The sequence below is a fragment of the Leeia aquatica genome, from assembly GCF_012641365.1.
Taxonomy (GTDB): domain Bacteria; phylum Pseudomonadota; class Gammaproteobacteria; order Burkholderiales; family Leeiaceae; genus Leeia; species Leeia aquatica.
Map to the genome: position 1 here is coordinate 997,472 of NZ_JABAIM010000001.1, position 17,344 is coordinate 1,014,815.

General features: G+C 62.2%; 23 protein-coding genes. 13 read left to right on the top strand and 10 right to left on the bottom strand.

The features are described from left to right. Positions 1 to 57: 57 nt before the first annotated feature. The 3 genes from HF682_RS05175 to HF682_RS05185 form a co-directional block, all read right to left on the bottom strand. The gene (locus HF682_RS05175) at positions 58 to 933 is read right to left on the bottom strand and encodes a transporter substrate-binding domain-containing protein (RefSeq protein WP_168876156.1); all 876 of its coding nucleotides are present in this window, start codon (positions 931 to 933) and stop codon (positions 58 to 60) included. 49 nt (positions 934 to 982) lie between these two features. Next, complete coding sequence (locus tag HF682_RS05180) at positions 983 to 1,948, bottom strand: LysR family transcriptional regulator (RefSeq protein ID WP_168876157.1); 966 nt, start codon at positions 1,946 to 1,948, stop codon at positions 983 to 985. 69 nt (positions 1,949 to 2,017) lie between these two features. Further along, positions 2,018 to 2,941: a LysR substrate-binding domain-containing protein gene (locus HF682_RS05185; protein ID WP_168876158.1), complete on the bottom strand. Its 924-nt coding sequence runs from the start codon at positions 2,939 to 2,941 to the stop codon at positions 2,018 to 2,020. 89 nt (positions 2,942 to 3,030) lie between these two features. Here HF682_RS05185 and HF682_RS05190 point away from each other — a divergent pair, with 89 nt between their 5' ends. The 5 genes from HF682_RS05190 to HF682_RS05210 all read left to right on the top strand — a co-directional run bounded on the left by HF682_RS05190 (position 3,031) and on the right by HF682_RS05210 (position 5,599). Beyond that, positions 3,031 to 3,963: a DMT family transporter gene (locus HF682_RS05190; RefSeq protein ID WP_168876159.1), complete on the top strand. Its 933-nt coding sequence runs from the start codon at positions 3,031 to 3,033 to the stop codon at positions 3,961 to 3,963. A 52-nt stretch (positions 3,964 to 4,015) separates the two neighbouring features. Continuing rightward, complete coding sequence (locus HF682_RS05195) at positions 4,016 to 4,501, top strand: hypothetical protein (protein WP_168876160.1); 486 nt, start codon at positions 4,016 to 4,018, stop codon at positions 4,499 to 4,501. Between the two features lie 14 nt (positions 4,502 to 4,515). Then, on the top strand, positions 4,516 to 4,971 hold the full coding sequence (locus HF682_RS05200) for a hypothetical protein (protein WP_168876161.1): 456 nt from the start codon (positions 4,516 to 4,518) through the stop codon (positions 4,969 to 4,971). A gap of 88 nt (positions 4,972 to 5,059) precedes the next feature. After that, on the top strand, positions 5,060 to 5,350 hold the full coding sequence (locus HF682_RS05205; RefSeq protein WP_168876162.1) for a hypothetical protein: 291 nt from the start codon (positions 5,060 to 5,062) through the stop codon (positions 5,348 to 5,350). Positions 5,351 to 5,353: 3 nt separating this feature from the next. Beyond that, positions 5,354 to 5,599, top strand: a complete 246-nt coding sequence (locus HF682_RS05210) for a hypothetical protein (RefSeq protein ID WP_168876163.1) — start codon at positions 5,354 to 5,356, stop codon at positions 5,597 to 5,599. 14 nt (positions 5,600 to 5,613) lie between these two features. Here HF682_RS05210 and HF682_RS05215 read toward each other — a convergent pair whose 3' ends face one another. The 3 genes from HF682_RS05215 to HF682_RS05225 form a co-directional block, all read right to left on the bottom strand. Continuing rightward, the gene (locus HF682_RS05215; protein WP_168876164.1) at positions 5,614 to 6,228 is read right to left on the bottom strand and encodes a hypothetical protein; all 615 of its coding nucleotides are present in this window, start codon (positions 6,226 to 6,228) and stop codon (positions 5,614 to 5,616) included. A gap of 171 nt (positions 6,229 to 6,399) precedes the next feature. Beyond that, positions 6,400 to 6,870 carry a helix-turn-helix domain-containing protein gene (locus HF682_RS05220; protein ID WP_168876165.1) on the bottom strand — a complete coding sequence of 157 codons (471 nt, stop codon included), beginning with the start codon at positions 6,868 to 6,870 and terminating at the stop codon, positions 6,400 to 6,402. A 119-nt stretch (positions 6,871 to 6,989) separates the two neighbouring features. Next, complete coding sequence (locus HF682_RS05225) at positions 6,990 to 7,376, bottom strand: hypothetical protein (protein ID WP_168876166.1); 387 nt, start codon at positions 7,374 to 7,376, stop codon at positions 6,990 to 6,992. 188 nt (positions 7,377 to 7,564) lie between these two features. Between HF682_RS05225 and HF682_RS05230 the strand changes: the two genes are divergently transcribed. The 4 genes from HF682_RS05230 (at position 7,565) to HF682_RS05245 (ending at position 11,113) form a co-directional block, all read left to right on the top strand. Continuing rightward, positions 7,565 to 8,284, top strand: a complete 720-nt coding sequence (locus HF682_RS05230) for a (Fe-S)-binding protein (protein WP_168876167.1) — start codon at positions 7,565 to 7,567, stop codon at positions 8,282 to 8,284. Beyond that, a complete protein-coding gene (locus tag HF682_RS05235; RefSeq protein ID WP_168876168.1) occupies positions 8,284 to 9,711 on the top strand; it encodes a LutB/LldF family L-lactate oxidation iron-sulfur protein in 1,428 nt (475 codons plus the stop codon). The genes HF682_RS05230 and HF682_RS05235 overlap by 1 nt, the downstream gene beginning before the upstream one ends. Then, positions 9,708 to 10,349, top strand: a complete 642-nt coding sequence (locus HF682_RS05240) for a LutC/YkgG family protein (protein WP_205881905.1) — start codon at positions 9,708 to 9,710, stop codon at positions 10,347 to 10,349. The genes HF682_RS05235 and HF682_RS05240 overlap by 4 nt, the downstream gene beginning before the upstream one ends. A gap of 74 nt (positions 10,350 to 10,423) precedes the next feature. Further along, complete coding sequence (locus HF682_RS05245; RefSeq protein WP_168876169.1) at positions 10,424 to 11,113, top strand: lysozyme inhibitor LprI family protein; 690 nt, start codon at positions 10,424 to 10,426, stop codon at positions 11,111 to 11,113. An 8-nt stretch (positions 11,114 to 11,121) separates the two neighbouring features. Here the strand turns inward: HF682_RS05245 and bla are convergent, their stop codons facing one another. Continuing rightward, the gene (gene bla / locus HF682_RS05250; protein WP_168876170.1) at positions 11,122 to 12,009 is read right to left on the bottom strand and encodes a class A beta-lactamase; all 888 of its coding nucleotides are present in this window, start codon (positions 12,007 to 12,009) and stop codon (positions 11,122 to 11,124) included. A gap of 130 nt (positions 12,010 to 12,139) precedes the next feature. Here bla and HF682_RS05255 point away from each other — a divergent pair, with 130 nt between their 5' ends. From HF682_RS05255 to HF682_RS05270, 4 genes are all read left to right on the top strand, one after another. After that, positions 12,140 to 13,015: a LysR family transcriptional regulator gene (locus HF682_RS05255; RefSeq protein WP_168876171.1), complete on the top strand. Its 876-nt coding sequence runs from the start codon at positions 12,140 to 12,142 to the stop codon at positions 13,013 to 13,015. Positions 13,016 to 13,107: 92 nt separating this feature from the next. Further along, on the top strand, positions 13,108 to 13,812 hold the full coding sequence (locus HF682_RS05260) for a BPL-N domain-containing protein (RefSeq protein ID WP_168876172.1): 705 nt from the start codon (positions 13,108 to 13,110) through the stop codon (positions 13,810 to 13,812). A 91-nt stretch (positions 13,813 to 13,903) separates the two neighbouring features. Beyond that, positions 13,904 to 14,593 (top strand): helix-turn-helix transcriptional regulator, encoded by a 690-nt coding sequence (locus HF682_RS05265; RefSeq protein ID WP_168876173.1) that lies wholly within the window; start codon positions 13,904 to 13,906, stop codon positions 14,591 to 14,593. 77 nt (positions 14,594 to 14,670) lie between these two features. Beyond that, positions 14,671 to 15,291 carry a hypothetical protein gene (locus tag HF682_RS05270; protein WP_168876174.1) on the top strand — a complete coding sequence of 207 codons (621 nt, stop codon included), beginning with the start codon at positions 14,671 to 14,673 and terminating at the stop codon, positions 15,289 to 15,291. Positions 15,292 to 15,309: 18 nt separating this feature from the next. Here HF682_RS05270 and HF682_RS05275 read toward each other — a convergent pair whose 3' ends face one another. The 3 genes from HF682_RS05275 to fdhD all read right to left on the bottom strand — a co-directional run bounded on the left by HF682_RS05275 (position 15,310) and on the right by fdhD (position 17,343). Beyond that, positions 15,310 to 16,230, bottom strand: a complete 921-nt coding sequence (locus tag HF682_RS05275; protein WP_308418694.1) for an SPFH domain-containing protein — start codon at positions 16,228 to 16,230, stop codon at positions 15,310 to 15,312. 71 nt (positions 16,231 to 16,301) lie between these two features. Then, positions 16,302 to 16,514, bottom strand: coding sequence for a formate dehydrogenase subunit delta (locus HF682_RS05280; protein WP_168876175.1), 213 nt, complete (start codon positions 16,512 to 16,514; stop codon positions 16,302 to 16,304). A gap of 4 nt (positions 16,515 to 16,518) precedes the next feature. Next, positions 16,519 to 17,343, bottom strand: coding sequence for a formate dehydrogenase accessory sulfurtransferase FdhD (gene fdhD, locus HF682_RS05285; protein ID WP_308418695.1), 825 nt, complete (start codon positions 17,341 to 17,343; stop codon positions 16,519 to 16,521). Between the last annotated feature and the right edge of the window lies 1 nt (position 17,344).

A 17,344-nucleotide genomic window follows, 5' to 3' on the forward strand; every position in this document is an offset into this window, starting at 1 on the left:
GCACGGGGGATCATCAGCAGGGCTCGCAAACCCGTCTGAGGCACAAGCGACCGCGACTCAGTTGAGTGGGGAATACCAGAGCGAAGGGTCGTTCAAGGGGGTTTCAGCAGGCAGGTTAGGATTCTCCAGCCTCAGAACCCGCCGCCCTTGCAGTTTGAGGCCTCTGAGCAGTTCAGACTGATACGTCTGGAACATCTGCTCAAAGCGGCCATCCTGTCGCATCCGCTGCAAACCCGCCTCAATGCGCTGCCCCAGCCGCTCGCCTTCCTGCGTGCGTCCGGTGAAGAAGTAACGGGGCAAGGGCAGGTAAACCAGCAGGCTTTGCTCAATTTTCAGGCTGGGCAACTTGTCATGATGGCCCTGCCATTCCGGCATGATCTCGTCCACGCCCCGCAGGAAGTAATCAAACCGCCCATAAGACAGCATGGAAAACAAGGGCTCGTAATCGCTGCTGGTGACGACCTTGAAGCCAGCCTGGCGCCATACATCCGTGATGGTCCAGTTTTCCTGCAGACCCGCACGCAACTGCCGTAACTGATCAAGATTGCGGATCGCATCAAAGCGGGGTTGATCCTTGTCCCGGATCAGCAGCAACCGATAGCCGAGCAAACCTTTGTCGATAGGAATGCGAATGGGGCGGAGCGCTTGCTCATAGCTCACCGAGGTCGGCACATTGATGACATTGACCTCACCATTGGGGTCATTCAGTGCCAACACGCTGCGCAGACGGTTGATCGGACTGCTGCTGCGAACCAGCACATACTCGCCAAAATCCTTGCGGGTATGCTCCAGCGCCTCCTGCAGCAAGTCATACGCATAGCGATCCCGCACATCAATATCGGTTTCAGGGCGGGGAAAGACCACCCGTATGGGTGCCGCCCATAGAGCCACACTCACAAAACCGCTTAGCAGTAATGTCAACCATGCACGCATGTTGTCCCCCACACCGTCTCAGTATAGTGCGGATTTGCCAGTGCGTATGTCACCCTTCGTCACCCAGCCGGATGGCATTGGCCAGCCACGGTACATTTTGCTGCAGCAGTGGCAGGTAGCGCTGCCGCAGCACCTGAATGATATCCTGCGATAGCTGTGCTGGCAGACTACCCAGCTCTTCCTCACGCGCCACCAGCGTCAATTCGCGATGGAACTCGCCTTCCGGGATCGGCAGGCACTCCACTTCTCCGGTCAGCAAGCCACTTTGCAACAGGCATAGTGGGGTGGTAATGGTCCAGCCTACCCCGGCCTTGACCATGCCCAGAATGGCGGAAGAATTGTCCAGCTGCATGCGCAGGGGCGGCGTCAGCCCCCAGTGCTGCAACTGGGCCTCAATCGAGCGGCCAATCACCGTGCCGTGGCTGTAGCGCACAAAATCCCCCGCTGTGGACAGCGCCCGCAAACTGTTGCGCGGCCCGGCAAAGTCCTTGGGCAGCACCAGCACGAAGGGCTCGCGGATGATGCGCTGACGGAACAGCTCAGGATGGTTGGCCACCGCGTCGTCCGAAATGATGATGTCCACCTTGCGCGCCAGCAGGCTCTCGGCATGCTGGTGCGACTGTCCGGTGACCAGCGACCAGTGCGCACTGCGCAGCTTGACCACGTCCAGTAACTCGCGCCCCACGCTGGTCGCCAGCGAATCGACCGAGGCAATGCGCACATGCTTGAGGGTCGCTTTTTCCTTGCGGCGAAAGTCCAGGCTCACCTGCCGCGCCGAGTCCAGCAGGCGCACGCTGCGCTCGTAGAACTGCCGCCCCAGCGGGGTCAGCATCGGGGGGCGCTGCGAGCGGTCCAGCAACTGAACGTGCAGCGACTGCTCCAGATTGGCCAGACTTTGCGAGACCGAAGACTGGGTCATGCCCAGCCGCTGCCCGGCCGCCGTCATGCCACCGGCTTCGACTATCGCCGCAAACACCTCAAGGGATTTCAGATCAAAACCGATCTGCGATGCCATACCGATCTCCTTCCAGCCTGTACGCTACCTGCTGCGCGCCAGATTGGCAATCCGTGGCGGTGCGGAGCCTCAATCGGTCAGCCAGCGCGCCAGCTGCATCAGCAGGCTGTCCGACAGCAATTGCTCCGGTAAACAGAGCTGCAGCTGACGCGTGGCCCAGCCATCTTCCAACTCCACCACGGCAATCGGGTGGCTTTCCCGATAGGCCAGCGCCACATCCACCGGCAGAAAACCAATCCCCAACTGCGCCACCACCAACTGCACCAGGGCGTAAAAGCCGGGGGCGCGGGCGCGGTATACCGGCTGTACCGCAACATGGCGTGCCATTTTCTCGATAAAACCTTGCAAAGCCCTCTCCTCCGGCAGCCCCACCAAGGGCTGCTGCAAGGCTTCGCTGAAGCGGCAGCTCAGTTTTTGCGCGAGGGGGTGACCGGCTGCCGTCACCACCACCAGCCGGTATTGCCGGTATGGCAGGATCAGCAGGCCTTCCGGATGATAGTCACCGTCGATCACCCCCAGATCAGTCTGCCCGGCCGCGACAGCGCGCCAGACATCCCGGCTGCTGCCCTCCTCCAGGGTCAAGTCCAGCTCCGGATGCCGCTGCAGAAAGGCGCCCAGCTGTGCAGGCAATTGCGAGTGTGACGCCGTGGTATTGGCCTGCACCCGCAGATGCTGCCGTGCTGGGGTGCGCTGGCGAGTGGCGGCTTCCTGCGCCTCACTGGCGGCCTGCAGCGTGCGGCGGGCATGCTGCACCCACAGCAGCCCAGCCTCCGTCAACGCCATGCCATGCGCCTTGCGTTGCAGCAGCTGCACGCCAAGTCGGGACTCCAGCCCACGCAAGCGTGCGCTCGCAGCGGATAGCGCCAGCGGCAGGCGAGCAGCCGCTTCGCTCAGGCTGCCGCACTCAGCCACCGCCAGCAACAGGCGTAAATCCGGCAGATCAAAGTACACCGGCCGCAGCAGGCGCCGCAATTCGGTTTCTGATTTCGTCATGCACGAAATCATACTCCAGAAATCAGGCATGGTCTTGTCTGAAAGGCAAGCGCACAATGACAAAACTGTTTATCCAATGAAGCACTTCCATGTCCAGCACCGCAGAGCACACCTTCGCCAGCCACGAATCAGGCCGCCTTCACTGGTGGCAGGATGGCCGCAGTCTGGCCCTGCTGTCGGCCACCTGCTTTTCGCTCAAGGCTATTTTCATCAAGCTGGCCTATGCCGCCGGGCCGGTCGACGCCATTACCCTGCTGGCCATGCGCATGGGCCTGGCCTTGCCGGCCTTCATCCTGCTGGCCCGCTGGGGTGGTGGCAGCACCCTGAGCCGCCGCGAGTGGTTTCACCTGTTTTTGCTCGGCGTCACCGGCTACTACCTGTCCAGCCTGTTTGATTTCATCGGCTTGAAGTACATTACCGCCGGGCTGGAGCGGCTGATCCTGTTTACCTACCCCTGTTTTGTGCTGCTGGCCGACGCGCTGATCCACGGCAAGCGGGTACGCCTGGCCACCTGGGGTGCACTGGCGATCAGCTATCTGGGGCTGGTGCTGGCATTCTGGCATGACCTCATGCTGGTCAATGTCAGTCAGCAAGTCTGGATCGGCAGTGCCTGGGTACTGGCCAGCTGCCTGACCTATGCGCTGTACTATCTGGGCAGCGGCGTCATGGTGAAGCGGGTGGGTTCCTCCCGGCTGGCCGGTTATGCCGGTGCCTTTTCCAGCGGGCTGGTGCTCAGCCAGTTCATGCTCACCCGCTCACCGGCCATCCTGCTGGACTTGTCCTTGCCGATCTGGGGCTACGCCATCGCCATGGCCCTGATCTCCACCGTGCTGCCCATCTGGCTGGCGGCGCGTGCCGTGGCCCGGCTGGGCGCGGGGCAGACTGCAGCGCTCGGCACCATTGGTCCGGCGCTGACCATCTTCTTCGGCTGGATCATCCTGAGTGAGCCCTTCTCTTGGGTACAGCTGCTGGGTCTGGTCCTGGTGGTGTACGGCATCAGCCGATTGCAGAAAAAGTCATGAATCCAGGCGTGGCTTGTGGCATGATGCTGTTTTATGAATTAGCGTTCTCATCATGCTGCAACGCCTGTCGGGCGCACTGTTGCTTGCCCTGTTGTTCCCAACCTTACTGACTGCCGCCCCAACCCCAGCACCGATTACGGTACCGGATCAGGCTTTGGGGCTGTTCAGCCGGAAATTCCGCTCCTGCACCGGTGGCACCACGACCCATCCCCCTGAGTGCGTCAACAAGGCAGACTGGTTGCTGATCACTCCGGAGGGCGGCGATACCGTCAAGGTCCGCTTTGAGCTGACTTTTGCCAATGGCCACCTCTGCTCTGCCGGCAACCAGTTCAATGAGACTGCTGTAGGCCGCTGGGAAAAACAGCAGCTGAGCGTACAGATCAGCACCAGCCTGGGCGATCGCTGCAGCATGCAGATGCGCTTCACCCCGCGCGGCGTCACCTTCAGTGACCCCGGCTATAAATGTACCCCGCTGGTGTGTGGTGCCCGCGGCCTCCTGAATGATTTCAGCCTGCCGCGACGCGGCGCTTTCTGGTAGGCCCTCAGACCATCATGACACGCTACTTCTGCTTGATCTTGAGCCTGTGGCTCCTCACACCCCTGCTGGCCCATGCAGATACTCCACCCAACGCCACCATGGGCCTGTACAGTCAGAGAGTGCGGCTTTGCCCTGATGGCAACTCGGCCGCGGCTGCCTGCACCGATGTGGTGAGCTGGCTGCTGGTCACGCCAGAGAGCGTCCATTTCCAGCTCCGGCTGCCACAGGGTCAAACCTGCGCCAATCCTTATGAGGGAGCGTATTGGGGTGGTTTTGCCAGCCCCTCAGGCCGCATGCAGAAGGTGGTGTTTGATGACCCCTACCTGAAGCAGAAATGCACCCTGCAGCTGCACTTCAGCAAAGGACAGGTCACCCTGTCCGACCCCAAAGGTGAATGCACCAAGCTGCTGTGCAGAACCGGTGGCAAGCTGGATGGCCAGCGCCTGCCACGGCGCAGTGGTATCTGGTAGGCACAGCATTCACAGCACTCACTCCTGACACTACGCTGTCAGGCAGGGCAAGCATCATGCAAGTTTTAGCCCACCCCGTGAGGTCATGATGTCTGCAAGCGTACTGGAAATCATCCAATGGAAAGCCCAGCCCGGCGTCACCGATGCCGCCATGGTGGCGGCCATGCAGGCCCTGCTGCCGGACTTGCAGCAACTGGAGGGCTTTATCAGCAAGACGATGTACCACAACGCGGACCACTGGTGCGAACTCTACCACTGGCAGAGCGAAGCAGATGCACAGCAATCCAATGAGCGGATGGCAGGCCAAGCCAGCCTGCAGGCCTTGCTTGCCTTGGTGCAGCCCGATACGATCTCGATACAGATCATGCATCAGGTGTAAGACATGGGGTTTCCGGCAGCAGAACGCGAAGCCATGCGCGCCCTCAAAGGGGTCGGTGATACGGTCATCAATCGGCTGGAGCAGATCGGCTTCAGTACGCTGGCCCAGCTGGCCGGACAAGACCCGTTGGTGATTACCCGGCAGATTTCGCAGATGATGGGGTCAAGCTGCTGGCACAACAGTCCGCTGGCGCGGGGTGCGATCACCGCCATTGTCCAGCTTGCCGAGCGCCAAGCCTCACCTGGCTGAGCACGACCCTCCCACTAAGACAGCAGCAACATCAGCAGATTCGGCACCGGCCCGAACAGCGGCGCTGCCGAGTGGCGCAGCGACAGGTCAATACCCAGCAGCAGTAACCAGCACGCCAGCAGCAGCCAGACGGGTGAGCGCAACGGCCAGCCCATGCGCCGCCACCCCCACACCAGCAGACCGCTCAAGCCGGCCAGCAGCAATACAAACAAAGACAGCAGCACGCCATTGAGTGCGATCATCAACAGCACCGACAGCGGCTGCAGCAGCACGCCCCGCAGATGGATATTCCCCAGCGTCAATTCCATCGCGGCTGCGGCCAGCAGCCCCGTCCACAGCTGCAGCACGGGTACCGCCTGCAAGGCCGCCACCCCCAGCGCCGAGCCACGCAGCATCATTCGTGCATTCTGCCCCCAGCGCTGCGCCAGCCAAGCCTCCAGCCCGTTCCAGCCCGCCGTGAACATCAGCCAGGCCGGCAACAGCAAGCCCACCTGCCACACGCCCTTGAAGAAGTTGCTTCCCCAGGCATAGGCCAGGCAAACCGGCATGTTGATGAGCACCAGCCCTGCCCAAACCCAGCCACTTCGGCTGACGATCGCCGCCGTTGACGTTCGGGACTGCTGTAGCATGGTGGATGCTCCTGTGGATGATGGCGCGGTCTGGCAACGCTGTGCATCATAGCGAAACCCGCCCGCTTTGCGGGGCACCTCCCCCGCACGATTGCAGGACGGGGCCAGCCTGCTTTGTTCCCGTACGGGTAGAAACGGGAACACCCATCAGGTTCAAAGTGATGATGCCCCCTATTCCAGCTTGCGCCCCAACCGCTTTTCCACCTGCTTGCGCTCCCATTCCGCACCGAGGAACGGTATCCAGTCAAAGACGGAGGACGCATGAACCAGAATGCCGATGCCCCAGCCAAGTGCAGGCCAGTAAAACCACAGGTGCCGGGGGCTGGACAGCAGGTTGATCAGGCACAGCGCCGAGATGACCACCAGATACTGAATCAGGTGGATATAAAAGCGCTTGAGCTTGCGGACTCTGGACAGGGCCAGTTGTTCATCACGGTCAAGGGGATCACTCACAGGCATGGCTTGCTCACTGGACAAGGTGGAAAAGTCGATCTCAAAGACCGACGCCAGTGATTTCAAGGACTCCGCGCTGGCCGGCTGACCATTTTCAATCCGCTGAATCGTGCGGGTGCTCAATCCGCTGAGCTCCGCCAGTTGCTGCTGGGACCAGCCTCGCTGCAATCTGAGTTTCTGTACTTGCATGACCACTCCTTGAAATCACGTCACCAAGGCTAAACGCGACACTGCATGACACACCACGACGCGGACACGACAGGCAGACGACATGCCTACGACACCGGCTGTGCCAGCACAGTCAGCGGCTAAGCCCATGCCCGACGGCATCGCCACAGTAGCAGTGCCAGTGCGGGGAGCACCAACGCACACAGACTCAGTAACGCACCAGTCAGGGTCATCATCGCGAACAGGTGCAGCAGGCCAGGTAATGCATTCGTCGGCGGAGGGCCCAACATGCCCTCCGCGACCATGCCCGCAAACAGTTGCAATACCGGGGTGATCTGGGAAGCGGCCAGCATCAACACGGGCGTTCGTAACAGATAGACCGCCACATCCCCTGCCCAGGACAAAGCCCATCCTTCCAGCCGGCTCCAGAACAAGGTAAACATCATCCAGCACGGTAACAGCAGGCTGAACTGCCAGCTGTGCTGAATATGGTGCTCCTGCCAGGCTTCCATAATGCACACAGGCATATTGAGCAGTACCAGCACAGCCCAGACCCACCTGGCATGGTAGGGCGACTTTGCATCCGGAGTATTCACACGCAGTCCTTTATAATGGGTTCACACCGCACCTTCACCCCCTGATCGGGTAAGCCCGCATTGACGCCCTCTCCCGCTGCTGGCAGCATCCGTCCCATCTGCTCTGGAGGACATCCTGCATGCGCGTTGGTCTGTTTGTCACCTGTCTGGCTGACCTCAATCGCCCCTCCGTTGCCCTGGCCACCCTCAAGCTGCTGGAGCAAGGCGGGCATGAGGTGGTGGTACCTGCGCAGCAAACCTGTTGCGGGCAACCGGCCCTCAATGGCGGTCACCGGGCGCTGGCACGGCAACTGGCGCAAAAACTGATGGCAGAATTTGCCGATTGCGACTGTGTGGTACTACCCTCCGGCTCCTGTGCCGTCACCTTGCGCCTGCATTATGCCGAGCTGTTTGAGCAGGCGGAAGAACAGGCACGCGCTCGCCAGTTTGGCAGCCGGGTGTATGAACTCTCGCAATTTCTCACTGAGGTCGCGCCACAGCCCGTCACCGTTCAGCGCGCCCTGCGCATCACCTATCATGATTCCTGTTCCGGCCTGCGCGAGCTGGGCATCCAGCAGCAACCCCGCGCCCTGCTGCAACAGGTGGCCGGGCTGGAACTGCAGGAGATGCACGAGGCGGATCAGTGCTGTGGCTTTGGCGGTACCTTTGCCCTCAAGTATGGTGAGCTGTCGTGCAAGATCACCGATCGCAAATGCAGCAACATCGAGGCCAGCGGGGCAGACATGGTGGTGGGGGGCGACCTCGGCTGCCTGATGAATATGGAAGGCCGCCTGCGCGCCCGTGGCAGTCGCGTACAGGTGCGGCACTTTGCCGAATTGCTGGTGGACGGGGAGGACTGATGGAATCCAGCGCACACCAGTTTAGCGGTAACGTCCGGCGGCAGTTGAACAATGAACCACTGCAGCAAGCGCTGACCCGCATTCCGCTCAAGTTTGTCACCAAGCGCAGCCTGGCCATCAACGCGGTTGGCAATTTTGCCGAGCTGCGCGAAGCGGGTGCAGCGATTCGGCAACAAACGCTGGATGATCTGGCGCACTGGCTGTGCCAGTTTGAGACCGCCGCCCAGGCGCGTGGCGTATTTGTACACTGGGCTGAAGATGCCGCCCAGGTGCAGCAGATTGTGCGTGACATTGCACTCAGCAACGGCGTGCAGAAGGTGGTGAAATCCAAGTCGATGGTCAGCGAGGAGTGTGACCTGAACACGGCGCTGGAAGCGGCGGGCATCACCGTGGTGGAAACCGACCTGGGCGAGTATGTGCTGCAACTGGCCAAGGAACCGCCTTCCCACATCATTGCCCCCATCGTGCACAAGCACAAGGAAGAGGTCGCCACCCTGTTTGAGCAACACCACCCGCGCGAACGCGAGCCGGGCTGGGCTGACGATATCGCCGGGCTGTGCCGTGAGGCACGCGAGGTGTTGCGCCCTCACTTCCTCAGCGCGGACATGGGTATCTCCGGTGGCAATTTCCTAGTGGCGGAGACCGGCTCGGTCGCCTTGGTCACCAACGAAGGCAATGGCCGTTTCTGCACCACCCTGCCCCGTATTCATGTGGCGATTACCGGCATCGAGAAAGTGGTGCCCACGCTGGAAGACCTGAGCACCCTGCTGCGGCTGCTGCCCCGCTCGGCAACCGGACAAGGCATCTCCAACTATGTGTCGGTGCTGACCGGCCCCAAGGACGCCGGAGCCAGCGATGGCCCGGAGCAGATGCACGTGGTACTGCTCGATAATGGCCGCAGCCAGCTCCACAGCAGCACCCTCGCCCCCATCCTGCGCTGCATCCGCTGTGGTGCCTGCATGAACCATTGCCCGGTGTATCAGGCGGTCGGCGGCCACGCCTATGGCTGGGTCTACCCCGGCCCGATGGGTTCGGTATGGACCCCCAGCCTAATCGGACTGGAGCACAGTCTGGACTTGCCGCATGCCAGCACCGGCTGCAACCAGTGTTCCGTCGCCTGCCCGGTGAAGATTCCCTTGCCAGACCTGATGCGCGAGTTGCGCACCCGTCAGGTCGAGCAACAGCTACGCCCCTGGCGTGAGCAACTGGCTTACCGCCTGTGGGGCTGGCTGGCGCTGCACCCGCGCAGCTACGCGCTAACTACCCGCATCGCCAGCCGAGTGCTGCGCTGGCTGGGGGGGCGCCAGGGGCAAATCCGCCGACTGCCTCTTGGCCAAGGCTGGACCCAGGGGCGGACCTTCCCGGCCGGTCAAGGCCGCACCTTCCGCGAGCTGTACCGTTCTCGCCAGCAAGGACCATCCTCATGAACAGCGCCCGCGAACGTATCCTTGCCCGCCTGCAGGCACAACAGCCGGACCGGTCCACCAGCGAGCGGCTCACGCAACGCTTGCAACAGCCGCCCCTCGGCCCGCTGCCACCCGGTGCGCAAGTCGAGGATCTGGTGACGCGCTTTACCGAGCAGGCGCTGGCCCTGTCCAGCACGCTGGAACCCCTCCCCGATCTGGCAGCGGTACCCGCCGCCGTAGCGCGCTATCTGCAGCAGCATGCGCTGCCGTCCCGCGCCATCTGCTGGCCGCAATGGCAAGGGCTGGATTGGACTGGCAGCGGCTTGTGGGTGGAAGCCCGCCCAGCCCACGGCGACGATCTGGTCGGCATCACCGGCTGCTTCTGCGCCATAGCCGAAACCGGCACCCTGCTGCTGACCTCGGGCAGCAAAACCCCGGCCGCAAGCAGCTTGCTGCCGGAAACGCATATTGCCATCGTGCCGCGCCAGCGCCTGCTGCCACACATGGAAGCGGCCTGGACCTTGCTGCGGGAAGAGCAAGGCCAGCTGCCACGCGCCTGCAACTTCGTCTCCGGCCCCTCGCGCACCGGCGATATCGAACAAACCATCACCCTCGGCGCCCACGGCCCCTATCGGGTGCATATCCTGCTGGTGGGGTGAGCGACAAACACTCTTGGTTTCTGCCTCGGGTTTGCATTACCATGCCATGACATCATCCTGCCGGGACGTGCATCATGAAGCGGTTCTGCTTGTTGCTGCTGACGAGTATGCTGAGCCTGCCCGTGCTGGCAGCCAGTTTTGATTGCAGCAAGACCAAAGCCGAAGATGAGCGCGCCATCTGCAAGACCCCGGAGCTGTCCACGCTGGACGAAACCATGGCGGCGCATTACAAACGCACGGCGCAGCTGCTCGCCAGCTACCCGGCCCGTCTGAAAGCGTTTCGCCAGAACCAGCAAGAATGGATCAAAGAGCGAGCACGCTGTGGTGACACCGTCGCCTGCCTCAAGCAAGCGTACCTCATGCGCATTAGCTGGCTGGCGCAGCCGTTGCACTTTTACTCCGGTACCTGGGCCAATGCCCGCTACAGCATGACGGTGCTGGTGCAGGCGGAAAGCAACCGCCCGCTGGTCCGGCTCTACCTGGCGCCGCGCAAGGCAGACAAACTGTTGCTGATGGAATTGCAGGCGCGCTTCGTCGATGCTGCACACAACAGCCAGGAAGGGCAGGATGCGGTACAGCTTACTCCGGCGTTCAGCAAAGCCTACCAACAGTATGAGGGCCTGTGCTCAGCGGTCAGCCTCAACTTTACTCGTGATGATGAAGCCTACCTCACCAGTAATGAAAACTGCCCGCTGTTCCGCGATGCCGGGGACGAGACGCTGCGCTTTATCGCACCGGCATACGATTACAGCCCACCGCCCTGACACATCTGTTACAGCCAGGCCCTCGCCAGCTCGCCGACCCGGGCAATGACCGCCTCTTGCTGCTCGCGGCTTTGCTTCGCCTGGGTCAGGTACACCGCGACCAGCAGTGGCTTGCCCTGCGGGCTGACATAGAGGCCGACATCCGCCGCAGTGCCGTTATCCCCCGTACCGGTCTTGTCTGCCAGCGTCCAGCCCTTGGGCAACTGATGGCGCAAGCGCTGATCACTGGTCTCTGTCGCCCGCATCCAGCGCAGCAGCCGGGCGCGTGATGCCGGCTTGAGCGCATCGGCCAGCAGCAGGCGTTGCAGATCGGCCACCATCGCAGCAGAGGTTGTGGTGTCCCGTTCATCGTTGACGATGGCGCTGTTCAGCTCCGGCTCCCACCGGTCCAGCCGGGTGACCTTGTCTCCCAGCCCCCGCACGAACTCGGTCCACATTGACGGGCCGCCCAGCTGCCGCAGCAGCAGGTTAGCCGCAGGGTTGTCACTGGTGGTCACCGTCGCCTCGCACAGCCCGCCAATGGTCATGCCATCCGCCACATGCTGCTCGGTAATGGGCGACCACGGCAGCAACTCCTCCTTGCCATAGTGGATGCGCTTTTGCAGCGACAGCTTACCTTCATCCACCCGCCGCAGGATGGCCGCCGCCAGCAGCCACTTGAAGCTGCTGCACATCGGGAAGCGCTGCTCCGCCTGAAAGGCCAGCGTCCGCTTGCCCTGCACATCCTGCACGCTCACCCCCAGCCGACCGCCCAGCGATTGCTGCAGCGCCTGCAATTGCTGCAGGAAGATCGCATCGCTCACTTTACCCAAGTCAGACTTGGGGTTGCTGGCGTGCGCGAAGCTGGGCAACAACAGGGCCGCAACACTGCCCAACATGAAGGTTCTGCGCTGCATGGGCTACTCCTTGAACAAGACAGGGGGCATGATAATTTGCTGCGCCACCCTGCAACAAACGCATATCCCCATGGCCAGACCCAAGTAAAACTTATGCCATAACCACCTGTCCTGTGGCATGCTTCGCCGCATGAATATCCCCTTGCATGCCTTACGGGCCTTTGCGGCCGCCGCCCGCCACCTGAGTTTTACCCGGGCAGCGGAAGAGCTTTACCTGAGCCAGCCCGCCATCAGTCAGCAGGTCAAACAACTGGAGGAGCGGCTGGGGGTAGCATTGTTCCGGCGTTTACCGCGCGGACTGGTGCTGACCGATGAAGGCGCGGCCCTGCTGCCCGTGGTCAACGACAGCTTTGCCCGGCTGGCGGGCACGCTGAACCATCTGCAAGGCGGCCGCCCCAGCGAGGTACTGAACCTGGGCGTGGTCAACAGCTTTGCCGTGGGCTGGCTCTTGCCACGGCTGGCCGACTTCCAGCGCACCCACCCACAGATCGATCTGCGGCTGTTTACCCACAACAATGCGGTGGATCTGCTGGGCGAAGGGCTGGACATGGCCATCCGCTTTGGCAGCGGTCATTGGCACGGCACCGCCGCCACCGAGCTGCTGCATGCCCCGCTGACGCCAATGTGCAGCCCGCAATTGGCCCTGTCGCTCAAACAGCCTGCCGACCTGCTGCAGCAGCCGCTGCTGCGCTCGTATCGGCAAGATGAGTGGCCACGCTGGTTTGACGCCGCCGGCCTGCCCGCCCCGATGATACGCGGGCTGGTGTTCGACACCTCGCTTGCCATGGCCGAAGCCGCCGCCCAGGGTCTGGGTGTGGCCCTGCTGCCAGCCCTATTGTTCCAGCACGACCTGAGCCAGGGGCGTCTGGTACAGTTGTTCCCCATTGCACTGCACGGCGGCAGCTACTGGCTGACCTGGCTGCAGGGCCGCCCGGTCAGCCGCGCCATGCAGGAGTTCCAGCAATGGCTAGGCAACAGCAGCCGTGCAGGCGGCCTGCAGCCTTAATATCGCCTGCAGGTTTGGCAACCCTTAGGCTTGTGCAGGAACCCGCGCACGCACCGCACCCTCTCAGCGCTTCCTGACCCCGAAAGATCATCATGCTGAAACCTGCTTTGCTGTTGACCACCCTGCTGGCCACCACCCCGGTGATGAGCCAGACCATTGCCATCTTCAATGGCGCCGGTACCTGCGACGGCTGCGCCGAAGCCGTTGGCGAACGCTATCTGGACCGGAACGACAAGGTGATTTACGTCAACGAGCGCACCCTGGGGCCGGATGTGCTGGGTCTCGCCGATGTCTACGTACAACCCGGCGGCTCCGACGACATCGACGAAACGTTGAGGGCGCTGAAGCCCGAACAAGTCCAGGCCATCCGCGATTTTGTAAAAAATGGCGGCCACTACCTTGGCATTTGCGCCGGCGCCTATCTGGCCGCCCAGTACAGCGACAAGGCGAATAACCACAAAGCGTACGGGCTGGTGGCGCTGGATGAGCTCAGCTCAGAGGTGCCCTACGCCAAGCCCTCGCTGCTAAAAATGAAATGGGGTGCCCAGACCCGCATGGTCTACAACCAGAGCGGCCCACACATGGGCAAGCGCGCCCCGGTCGGCAGCAGCGTACTGGCTACCTATGCTGACAGCGGCCGCATTGCAGCCCTGCTCAGCCACTACGGCAAGGGCAAGGTGCTGCTGATCGGCCCCCATCTGGAAGCGGACCAGAGCTGGTATGAAGATGCCAAACTGGATACGCGCCACGGCTACAATCTGGACCTGTTCCGCACGGCCCTCACTTACCTGAAGTAAGCACGGCCTTAACGGGGTAAGCGCACCCATGATGACATAAAATGTCACCATGGGTGTACACTGCAGGCCTGGCCTCTTTCGATTCATCACCATGTCCCGCGCCCAGCGCCTGCTCGACCTGATGCAATTGCTCCGCCGCTACCGCTACCCGGTGGCAGGCAGTGAGCTGGCCAGCAAGCTCGGCATCAGCCTGCGCACCCTCTACCGCGACATCGCCACCCTGCAGGCACAAGGCGCACACATCGATGGTGAAGCCGGTATCGGCTACCTGCTACGCCCCGGCTTCATGCTGCCACCGCTGATGTTCACCGAAGACGAGCTGGAAGCACTGGCGCTCGGCAGCCGCTGGGTAGCCGACCGGGGCGATGCCCGGCTGGGCGATGCCGCCCGGCAAGCCATCAGCAAGATTGCCGCCGTGCTGCCGGATGACCTGCGTTTTCGGCTGGACAGTGCCGCCCTCATTGTCGGCCCCGGACCCAAAGCAGAAGGCGACCCGGAGCAATTGCTGCCGATACGGCTGGCGATTCGCCGAGAAACCAAGCTGGTGCTGCACTACCGCGATCAGCACGGTCAGGCCAGCGAACGCGTCATCTGGCCATTTGCGCTGGCCTTCTTTGACCGCACTCAGGTGGTGGTCGGCTGGTGCGAATTGCGTCAGGGCTTCCGCCACTTCCGCACCGACCGCATCGTCAGCCTGCACGAAACCGGCGAACGCTACCCGCAACGCCGCCAGGCCCTGCTCAAAGCCTGGCAGGTGGAAGAAGGCGTGCCGCCGCAGTAAGTTACCTTACGTATCAAGCGCCTAACAAGCGCCTGCTCATGCTTACCAACCGAGCAATCGAACGCCGGAATATCACAATGAACTTCATACTTGAAATCGTGGATAGCCAAACCGGCTGCATTGTGGCGGATTATTCAATCAAAACGTGCCAGCAGGGTGACATTGCGGAAGTGTTGACCATCCCGGATTACAACCCAGATGCCTGCTATGGTCTGGAGAAAGCCGACATCCATACGTTGGGTCAAACATACGCGCTGGCGCTTGAAGGCACCGAAGAGCAAGGCTACCTGCGCGCCCGCCACTGGCTGGATGATCTCTCGTACAAGGTCCATACCGGGCGGGAGCTGCTGCTGATGCGTTCTGGCCTGAAACCTTTGGCGGTGTTCAGTGAGTGGGAAGCGACTGAGCAGGAAGCCTTTTTTGATCCACTGGTTGAGCAAGGCCTCTTCACAAAACAGGCTTACCTTGAGCCCGCGCCCAGCGCCTCTTTACCCGCTAACCGACTGACCCTGTATGCACTGCCGGAGGAAGCCTGGCGAATTCAGGCCTACCTCCTGATGCGCCGTGCCGCACGCCAGACGGGATGGAATGAGACACTGGAAAGGATGGAGGGCTTATTGCTGGGCTATACCGAAGCACAGAATGATGAATTCATTCACCTTCGCAAAGCAAGCATGCCCCCTATCCGTCCTGCGTAAGGCAACGCCCAGCCCTGATCAATGCCCCGCCGTACTGCTCCCGGTATTGATGATCGGCTGAGTTTCGCGGTCGGAGCAGAGCACCACCAGCAGGTTGCTGACCAGCGCAGCCTTGCGCTCAGTATCGAGGTCGACGATGCCACGGTTTGAGAGGCTGTGCAGTGCTTCTTCCACCATGCTCACCGCCCCTTGTACGATCTTCTGCCGGGCGCTGATGATGGCCTCGGCTTGCTGGCGGCGCAGCATCACCTGAGCAATTTCCGGGGCGTAAGCAAGGTGGGTGAGCTTGGCGTCGACTGCTTCGACACCTGCCGGGGCAAAGCGGGCTTGCAGTTCGCGCTGCAGCGCGTGGGCAACATCATCAATATTGCCGCGCAGGGTGACGGCCTTGGCATCGCCTTCGTCGCCTTCGTCGCCTTCATCGTAGTTGTAGAGGGAGGCGAGGTGGCGCAGCGCGGCCTCAGCCTGCACCGAGACATAGTTCTCGAAGCTGTCCACTTCAAATACCGCCTGCGCGGTATCCTGCACGCGCCAGACAATGGCGGCGCCGATCTCGATCGGGTTACCCCGGCGGTCGTTCACTTTCAGGGTGGGGGTGTTGAGGTTACGCGCGCGCAGCGAGAGCGGGCGGCGGCGGTAGAAGGGGAGCGCCCAGCGCGGGCCTTCGCTACGGTCGGTGCCGGCGTACTGGCCAAATAGCGTCAGCACATAGCTGCTGTTGGGCTGCAGGATGTAGAGGCCGGAAAAGCAGAACCAGGCCACCACCACCATCGCCGCCCCCACCAGAATCTGGAACAGGCTGGGGGTGCCGAACTGCTGCTGGACGATGTCGTAACCCATCCAGCCGAGGATGCCGAGCAGCAGCACGCCAAACAGGGCTACAACATAGCCATTGAAAGAGTAAAACTCGCGTTCCTGATGCGGACCATTCTGACTCACGGGACACCTGCAGCACAGTTAATGATGTCGCCATGCTGGGGGAGCCCTGTGCGGCTGTCAAGCCAGCTGCTTTAGCCGAGCTTGTGCACCGCCTGCTGCACTCTGGGCAGCAACTCCCCTGCTTCGCCTTGAGCCAGCGCAGCCTTGAGCTGCTGCCGCATGCGGGGTGCCCAGAACTTGCTGAGGTGGTTGTGGATTTCCTGCACCGCCAGGGTGTCGTCCGGCTCCACATCGAAGAACTGGCCGATCTGGTTGGCCATCTTGACCAGCTGTTGCAAATTCATGACATTATCCTTGTTTGACCCGCTGCGGGTGGCTGTACAGCGCCACCCCATGGCGCGGATGCCAGCGCAGCAAGGTTTGCCCGGCCTGCTCGGCCAGCCGCACGGCCAGTGCGGTGGGCGCAGAGAGGCTGACCACGATCTCGATTCCGGCCTGCGCGGCCTTGTACAGCATTTCATAGCTGGCACGGCTGCTGAGCAGCAGGCAGCCTGCCGTCAGCTCGGTGCGACGGCTGCGGGCACCAATCAATTTGTCCAGCGCGTTGTGCCGCCCGACATCTTCACGTACCAGTGCCAGTTGCCCATCTGCCGTCCACCAGCCAGCGGCATGGCTGGCGCCGGTGCTGGCAAACAGGGGCTGCTGCTGTTGCAGGGCGGTGAAGGCTTTCGCCAGTGCCGCCACCTGAAGGGTTTGCGTGTGGGTGACGGCGGGAGGCTGCAAGGGCAACTGCGCCAGCGCTTCCACCCCGCACACGCCACAGCCCGTACGCCCGGCCAGCTGGCGGCGGCGCTGCTGTAGCGCCTGCTGGCAGGCGCTGGCAATGTCCAGCCGCAACTCCAGCCCTGCTGCTGCCGCCACGATGTCCACATCGTAGAGCTGATCAGGGCGCTGAATGATGCCTTCACTGAGGCTGAAACCCAGCGCAAAGTCCGGCAGGTCGGCGGGCGTGGCCATCATCACCGCATGGCTAATACCGTTGTAGACCAGCGCCACCGGACATTCTTCGGCCACGGTGTCCGGCTGCGCCTGCCAGCCGTCCTCCCCGGCCCGCCAGACCGGCAGGCTGCAGGAGGGGGGTGCGGGTGTCATCGGCTCGCGTCCGTCGGCCACA